This window comes from Staphylococcus sp. GDY8P57P, assembly GCF_017892585.1.
GTDB classification, from domain to species: Bacteria; Bacillota; Bacilli; order Staphylococcales; family Staphylococcaceae; genus Staphylococcus; species Staphylococcus borealis.
In genome coordinates this window covers 59,820-67,273 of record NZ_JAESLK010000017.1, presented here as the reverse complement: position 1 = coordinate 67,273, position 7,454 = coordinate 59,820, and the positions used below count along the sequence as shown (strand labels likewise).

The following is a 7,454-nucleotide window of genomic DNA, read 5'->3' as shown; positions in this document are numbered from 1 at the left end:
CTGTTCCCATGCCGAACACAGAAGTTAAGCTCCTTAGCGCCGATGGTAGTTGGATTTACGTTCCGCTAGAGTAGGACGTTGCCAGGCAAATCGTATGGATGCGATGAGCCGATATCGAGACCGTAAGGTCTCTTTTTTTATGTTTAAAAATCAAACCGAAAATTTAATGATATATATATAATGGCTTTACGAAGAGAAAGCGTTTGAAGCTGATGAGTTGAGAAAATTGAGAAGCGAGTTTAGTAGAGCTAAAAGAGCAAGCAATTTTAGAAAAGGAAGAAAGATGCGAGCGCTTGCCTCGAAGTAAAGTAAGATTCTTAGCGCCGATGGTAGCTGATTTACGTTCCGCTAGAATAGGACGTTGCCAGGCAAATCGTATGGATGTGATGAGTCGATATCGAGACCGTAAGGTCTCTTTTTTTTATGCTTAAAATTAAAATAAAAATTTAATGATATAAAGGTTGAACTAATAATTATCATCATGTAGTATATGTAATATATTGCATATAATAAATATATCTATAAGGAGAACGACTTACAATGAGAATTGGTTTATTATTAATAAGACTTATGTTAGGTATTACATTTACAATACATGGATCTCAAAAAGTATTTGGTGGATTTAAGGAACCGATGGCAATGATGTCTGATTTAGGTTTCCCTGCATTCTTAGGCATTATATTAGGGTTATTTGAGTTTATCGGGGGCATATTAATGGTCATAGGTTTATTTGCAAACTATGTTGCTGCTGGTTTCATTATAATTATGCTTGGCGCTTTATTTACAGTTCATCTAGCACATGGTTATATGGCTTCAGAACTTGTAATTATACTATTGGTAATGAGTATATCTGTAATGATTTCTTATAATTGGAAAAAATCACTTGAACTTTATTAAAAATCTGTATTTGCGAATAATTAGCAAATACATTTATGAAAATTCTACAGGCAAAGTAAAGTAGGAGTGGAACAATGAATTCATTATGAATTTATTATTCCACTCCTACTTTTTAATGACTATAAAGTTAATGCTTTGATTAAAATATCAGTATGCTCTTTAAGCTGATGATTGGGAATACCACCGAAACCAATAATAAACTTTGGGATTGGTTCAACTTGATCATCATAGTTGTAGATATTTAATTTCAATTTTAGTTCTTCCGCATTGTGTAGGCATTGAGACATGGTAAGTCCATTATTTACTGTTAGTGTGAAATGCATTCCTGTTAATGCGCCTTCAATGTTTAGTTGTTCCTTATAGGGTTCCAATCGCTGCAATATGTAATTTAGTTTTTCTCTATAAATTTTTCTCATTTTATTTAAATGACGTTCAAAACTTCCAGATGACATAAAATTCGCAATGATTTGTTGGATATGAACAGGGACGGTATTACTCTCTTTATAAGGCATAGATAAATAAGATTGTAATAATGTTTGAGGCAAAACGATATAAGCAATACGACAACTCGGATAAAGTGATTTTGAAAATGTACTAATATAGATTACTTTGTCTTTTTTATCTAAACTTTGTAAAGCGGGAATAGGTTTACCGTAATATCTGAATTCTGAATCATAATCATCTTCAATAATATATCTACTATGTTTCTGATGAGCCCATTTAATGAGTTGGGTACGTTTTTTTAAGTTCATGACATAGCCAGTTGGGAATTGGTGAGATGGTGTGATATATACAATATCATTATTAGAATTAAGTACGTCAGTCATGTTTATTCCGTCTTTCTCAACAGTTGCTTGAATATAATCGTGATTGTTTTTATCCAAAACATGTTTAATTGGTGGATAACTTGGTTTTTCTATTATGAATGACGATGTTTTAAGAATATCAGTAATCATGTTAAGTAATTGCTCAGTAGAAGACCCAATGATAATTTGATTTGGATGACATGACACACCTCTACTATTAAATAGATAATGTGCGATTTGTTGTCGTAAATTTAGTTCACCTTGTATGTCTCCTTTTTCTAAAAGCGCTAATTCATTATCTTCAAAGGCTTCCTTTGCAAATTTTCTAAATAGATTTAGAGGGAAATATTCGGCATCTATCTCTGCTAAATTAAATGCATACTTATATTGGTTAGTGTCAATTGGATTCGCTTCTGTTTCAATAGATGGGCTATTAACATTAATGACAGGGAGAGACTGTATATCAGATACATAATAGCCGGAGCGAGGTTTAGAGTATATAAAACCTTCATCTAAAAGTAGTTGATAGGCATGCTCAATAGTTGTATGGCTAAGTGATAAATGTTCACTTAATTGGCGCTTTGATGGAAATTTATCTTGTGTTTGATATTGACCTTCGATAATTTGATTTTTCAGCTGCTCATATAATGCTATATATAATTTTTGCTTTTTCATTTTAAACTGACCCCTAATTTTATAAATAAATTGTACCTTTTTAAATATCAGTTTATAACTTAAAATGAATTTAATCAAATGTGAAAAGGGGTTAATATTATGTCTAAAATCGTAGGATCAGATCGAGTTAAACGAGGAATGGCTGAAATGCAAAAAGGCGGCGTTATTATGGACGTTGTTAATGCAGAACAAGCTAAAATTGCTGAAGAAGCTGGCGCTGTTGCCGTTATGGCTTTGGAACGTGTACCATCTGACATCAGAGCAGCTGGTGGGGTAGCACGTAGCGCTAATCCTAAAATTGTTGAAGAAGTAATGAATGCTGTATCAATTCCAGTTATGGCAAAAGCACGTATCGGTCACATTACTGAAGCACGTGTATTAGAAGCTATGGGTGTAGATTATATTGATGAATCTGAAGTATTAACACCTGCAGACGAAGAATACCACTTAAGAAAAGATCAATTCACTGTTCCGTTTGTGTGTGGTTGCCGTAACTTAGGAGAAGCTGCACGTCGTATTGGTGAAGGTGCTGCGATGTTACGTACTAAAGGTGAACCGGGTACTGGTAATATTGTTGAAGCTGTTAGACATATGAGAAAAGTTAATTCAGAAGTTAGTCGTTTAGTTGTTATGAATGACGATGAAATTATGACTTATGCTAAAGAATTAGGTGCGCCATATGATGTGTTAAAACAAATTAAAGATCACGGACGCTTACCTGTTGTTAACTTTGCAGCTGGTGGTGTTGCTACACCTCAAGATGCTGCTTTAATGATGGAATTAGGTGCTGATGGTGTGTTTGTTGGTTCAGGTATTTTTAAATCAGAAGACCCTGAGAAATTTGCTAAAGCAATTGTTCAAGCTACGACGCATTACCAAGATTATGAACTTATCGGTAAATTAGCTTCAGAATTAGGCACAGCAATGAAAGGTTTAGATATTAATCAAATTTCATTAGAAGAACGTATGCAAGAGCGTGGTTGGTAATTTATGAAGATTGGTGTATTAGCATTGCAAGGTGCCGTACGTGAACACATTCGTCATATTGAACTTAGTGGTCATGAAGGTATTGCAGTTAAAAAGGTTGAACAATTAGAAGAAATAGATGGATTAATTCTTCCAGGTGGAGAATCTACTACACTAAGAAGATTAATGGATCTATATGGATTTAAAGAAAAGTTACAACAGTCTGATTTACCAATGTTTGGTACATGTGCAGGCCTTATCGTACTTGCGAAAGATGTCGAAGGTGAAACTGGCTATCTGAAAAAATTGAATATCACTGTTGAACGTAATTCATTTGGCAGACAAGTGGATAGTTTTGAAGCAGAGTTAGATATTCAAGGTATAGCTGAAGACATTGAAGGTGTATTTATTAGAGCACCTCATATTGCTAGTGTTGAAGAGGGCGTAGAAATATTAAGCACTGTGGGCGAAAAGATTGTTGCAGTCAAACAAGGAAAATATTTAGGCGTATCATTCCATCCTGAATTAACGGATGATTATAGAGTGACACAATACTTTATCGATCATATGGTCAAATAAAAAAGAATAGTAGGTAATGGAGAGACGCATTTGAGTGTTTCCATCTATGAAAATACCCTAGAACTTCTAATTGTCAGAAGTTCTAGGGTATTTAATTTCAATATTAGATAAAGAATCCAGCGATTGCTGCTGAAATAAATGATACTAATGTTGCCCCCAATAATAATTTAAGTCCAAAACGTGCTACGACGTCACCTTTTTCAGAGTTAAGTGATTTGATAGCACCTGAAATGATACCAATTGAACTGAAGTTAGCGAATGATACTAAGAATACTGATGTAACACCTTTAGCATGTTCAGAAATATCTTTTAAGTTTCCTAATGATTGCATTGCAACGAATTCATTAGATAATAATTTAGTTGCCATAATTGAACCAGATTTAACAGCATCTTCCCATGGTACACCAGCTAAAAATGCTAATGGTGCGAAGACAAATCCAATTAACGTTTGGAAATCCCATGTAATTGCGCCACCAGAAACAAAGCTGAAGATACCACTAACGATACCATTTAATAATGCGATGATGGCAATATAACCTATTAACATCGCACCAACGATTACTGCAACTTTGAACCCGTCTAAAATGTATTCTCCCAACATTTCAAAGAATGATTGCTTTTTAGTTTCGCTTTCGTCTACTAATAGTTTATCGTCTTCTTCATTAACTTTATAAGGATTGATGATAGAAGCAATAATGAAACCACCGAATAAGTTTAATACTACTGCTGTAACAACGTATTTAGGCTCAATCAATGTGAAGTAAGCACCGATAATTGACGCTGATACTGTCGACATTGCTGAAGCGGTTAATGTGTACAAACGTTGTTTAGGTATGTAAGGTAATTGTTGTTTTAATGAAATAAACACTTCCGATTGACCTAAGATTGCAGCAGCTACTGCGTTATAAGACTCTAAACGTCCCATACCATTAATTTTAGAGATTAAGAATCCTAAAACATTAATAATCCAAGGTAAGATTCGAGTGTATTGCAAGATACCAATTAATGCTGAAATAAATACAATTGGTAGTAATACGCTAAAGAAGAATGGTGGGTTTTTTGGATCGACAAATTTGAATCCGCCAAACACAAAGTTAACCCCTTCTGCAGCTTTTTGTAATAAGTAGTTAAATCCTTCCGAAATGCCCCCAATAACTGTAATACCTGCTGTCGTTTTTAATAAAATAAACGCAAATACAAGTTGGATGACTAATAAAAGACCAACATATTGCCAGCGAATATTTTTTCTGTCAGAGCTAAACAAAAATGCAAGTGCCAAAAAGAAAATTATCCCAATAATCCCAATAAGAATATGCATAATTCTACTCCTTTAAATTTTTCTTAATTAATATAATACATTAAATTCTTGCATGTAACATCATTATTTTAGAAAATTAAAAAACAAATTGGTTGAAAAAGGTCAAAGATGCTCATATAATATAGTCAAAGAAGGTCAAAAGAGGTGGTAAATCATGCACAACATGTCTGACATCATAGAACAGTACATTAAAAAGTTATTTGAAGAAAGTAATGAAGACGTGGTAGAAATTCAACGAGCTAACATTGCTCAACGTTTCGACTGTGTACCTTCTCAACTAAATTATGTTATTAAAACTAGATTCACAAATGAACATGGTTATGAAATAGAAAGTAAGCGTGGTGGCGGAGGTTATATCCGAATCACTAAAATTGAAAATAAAGATGCAACGGGGTATATTAATCACCTATTGCAAATCATTGGGCCATCTATTTCTCAACAACAAGCGTATTATATTATAGATGGTTTGCTAGATAAGGGACTCATCAGCGAAAGAGAAGCAAGAATGATTCAAGTAATCGTAGATCGCGAGACATTAAAAATGGACGTGGTTGCTCGAGATATCATTAGAGCCAACATATTAAAACGCGTATTACCAATCATTAATTATTATTAATAGAAAAGCGAGGTGTCTATGTGTGCTTTGTGAAAACTGTCATTTAAATGAAGCAGAGGTTAAACTCACAGTAAAAAGTAAAGAAGGCACTTCTGAGAAATGGGTATGTTCTATATGTGCGCAGGGTGAAAATCCTTGGCAACAAAATGAAAATACATCGCCACATTCTCAGTTTCAAGACGATATTGAAGAAGCTTTCGTCGTCAAACAAATATTGCAACATTTAGCAACTAAGCATGGAATTAATTTTCATGAAGTGGCTTTTCAAGAAGAGAAGCGATGTCCAACATGCAACATGACTTTAAAAGATATTGCACATGTAGGGAAATTTGGTTGTGCAAATTGTTATGCTACATTTAAAGATGACATTGTAGATATAGTAAGACGTGTGCAAGGTGGACAATTTGAGCACGTAGGTAAAACGCCTCGTTCTTCTCATAAGAAACTTGCCATCAAAAAACAAATCGAAGAAAAAACGAAGTATCTCAATGTATTAATTGATGAACAAAACTTTGAAGAAGCTGCTATCGTTAGAGACGAAATAAAAGCATTGAAAGACGAGAGCGGGGTGGAACGCAATGAGTGATATGAATACGCATATCAGTGAATGGATGAAACAAACAGAAGAATCTCCAATTGTGATGTCTTCCAGAATCCGATTAGCTAGAAATTTAGAAAATCATGTCCATCCACTCATGTTTCCCTCAGAACAAGATGGCTTTAGAGTGATAAATGAAGTGCAAGATGTATTGCCTGATTTGTCTCTCATGCGTTTAGATACAATGGATCAACAAAACAAAATGAAACTTGTTGCTAAACATTTAATTAGTCCTGAACTTATTAAACAACCGGCATCAGCAGTGTTATTAAATGAAGACGAATCGATCAGCATTATGATTAATGAAGAAGACCATATACGCATACAAGCAATGGGAAATGATTTGTCATTACATGATTTATATAACAAAGCGAGTGATATTGATGATACGTTAGATCAATCGCTAGACATTAGTTATGATGAACATTTAGGGTATTTAACAACATGCCCAACTAATATTGGTACAGGTATGAGAGCAAGTGTGATGCTACATTTACCAGGGTTATCCATCATGAAACGTATGAATCGTATTGCACAGACCATTAATCGTTTTGGTTTTACGATTCGAGGTATATATGGAGAAGGCTCGCAAGTTTATGGCCATATCTATCAAATCTCAAACCAATTAACACTTGGTAAAACTGAAGAAGAAATTATAGATAATTTAACTGAAGTTGTTCAACAAATTATAAATGAAGAAATGCAAATTCGTGAACGCTTAACGCATTATAATGAATTGGAAACGTTAGACCGTGTTTATCGGTCATTGGGTATCTTACAGAACAGTCGAATTATTTCAATGGAAGAAGCTTCCTATCGTTTAAGTGAAGTGAAATTAGGTATTGATTTAGGGTATTTAACATTGAAAGACTTTCAATTTAATGAATTAATGGTGAGTATTCAATCAGCGTTTATTTATAACGATGAAGATGAAACAATCTCTGTAAATGAGAAGAGAGCAGATATATTAAGAGAATATACACAATAGGAGGTAAGAAA

The 7,454-nt window shown here is 34.0% G+C and carries 8 protein-coding genes and 1 rRNA gene; 7 read left to right on the top strand and 2 right to left on the bottom strand.

Going from position 1 to position 7,454, the window contains the following annotated elements:
* Together rrf and KA878_RS05190 are read left to right on the top strand one after the other, a co-directional pair.
* A 5S ribosomal RNA gene (gene rrf / locus KA878_RS05195) occupies positions 1–87 on the top strand; the annotation flags it as partial.
* A gap of 453 nt (positions 88–540) precedes the next feature.
* Positions 541–897, top strand: a complete 357-nt coding sequence (locus KA878_RS05190) for a DoxX family protein (protein WP_193839738.1) — start codon at positions 541–543, stop codon at positions 895–897.
* Between the two features lie 119 nt (positions 898–1,016).
* On the opposite strand, the gene pdxR is transcribed toward KA878_RS05190, so the two are convergent.
* A complete protein-coding gene (pdxR, locus tag KA878_RS05185) occupies positions 1,017–2,378 on the bottom strand; it encodes a MocR-like pyridoxine biosynthesis transcription factor PdxR (RefSeq protein WP_193839737.1) in 1,362 nt (453 codons plus the stop codon).
* Between the two features lie 99 nt (positions 2,379–2,477).
* Between pdxR and pdxS the strand changes: the two genes are divergently transcribed.
* Entirely contained in the window at positions 2,478–3,365 is an 888-nt protein-coding gene (pdxS, locus tag KA878_RS05180) for a pyridoxal 5'-phosphate synthase lyase subunit PdxS (RefSeq protein WP_070854640.1), read from the top strand.
* Between the two features lie 3 nt (positions 3,366–3,368).
* Positions 3,369–3,923, top strand: a complete 555-nt coding sequence (gene pdxT, locus KA878_RS05175) for a pyridoxal 5'-phosphate synthase glutaminase subunit PdxT (RefSeq protein WP_193839736.1) — start codon at positions 3,369–3,371, stop codon at positions 3,921–3,923.
* Positions 3,924–4,026: 103 nt separating this feature from the next.
* Here pdxT and KA878_RS05170 read toward each other — a convergent pair whose 3' ends face one another.
* Complete coding sequence (locus tag KA878_RS05170; RefSeq protein WP_053030996.1) at positions 4,027–5,241, bottom strand: NupC/NupG family nucleoside CNT transporter; 1,215 nt, start codon at positions 5,239–5,241, stop codon at positions 4,027–4,029.
* A 154-nt stretch (positions 5,242–5,395) separates the two neighbouring features.
* On the opposite strand from KA878_RS05170, the gene KA878_RS05165 reads away from it, so the two are divergent.
* The 3 genes from KA878_RS05165 to KA878_RS05155 are packed head-to-tail and all read left to right on the top strand — an operon-like array spanning position 5,396 to position 7,443.
* Entirely contained in the window at positions 5,396–5,857 is a 462-nt protein-coding gene (locus KA878_RS05165; RefSeq protein ID WP_053030998.1) for a CtsR family transcriptional regulator, read from the top strand.
* Between the two features lie 22 nt (positions 5,858–5,879).
* Complete coding sequence (locus KA878_RS05160; protein WP_053031000.1) at positions 5,880–6,443, top strand: UvrB/UvrC motif-containing protein; 564 nt, start codon at positions 5,880–5,882, stop codon at positions 6,441–6,443.
* Positions 6,436–7,443, top strand: coding sequence for a protein arginine kinase (locus tag KA878_RS05155; protein WP_193839735.1), 1,008 nt, complete (start codon positions 6,436–6,438; stop codon positions 7,441–7,443). The genes KA878_RS05160 and KA878_RS05155 overlap by 8 nt, the downstream gene beginning before the upstream one ends.
* Positions 7,444–7,454: the final 11 nt, after the last annotated feature.

What these genes read in the sequence shown, in the direction of transcription:
- pdxS (WP_070854640.1), top strand. Translation starts at nt 2,478, where the DNA reads ATGTCTAAAATCGTAGGATCAGATCGAGTTAAACGAGGAATGGCTGAA.
- pdxT (WP_193839736.1), top strand. Translation starts at nt 3,369, where the DNA reads ATGAAGATTGGTGTATTAGCATTGCAAGGTGCCGTACGTGAACACATT.
- pdxR (WP_193839737.1), bottom strand. Translation starts at nt 2,378, where the DNA reads ATGAAAAAGCAAAAATTATATATAGCATTATATGAGCAGCTGAAAAAT.
- KA878_RS05170 (WP_053030996.1), bottom strand. Translation starts at nt 5,241, where the DNA reads ATGCATATTCTTATTGGGATTATTGGGATAATTTTCTTTTTGGCACTT.
- KA878_RS05190 (WP_193839738.1), top strand. Translation starts at nt 541, where the DNA reads ATGAGAATTGGTTTATTATTAATAAGACTTATGTTAGGTATTACATTT.
- KA878_RS05165 (WP_053030998.1), top strand. Translation starts at nt 5,396, where the DNA reads ATGCACAACATGTCTGACATCATAGAACAGTACATTAAAAAGTTATTT.
- KA878_RS05155 (WP_193839735.1), top strand. Translation starts at nt 6,436, where the DNA reads ATGAGTGATATGAATACGCATATCAGTGAATGGATGAAACAAACAGAA.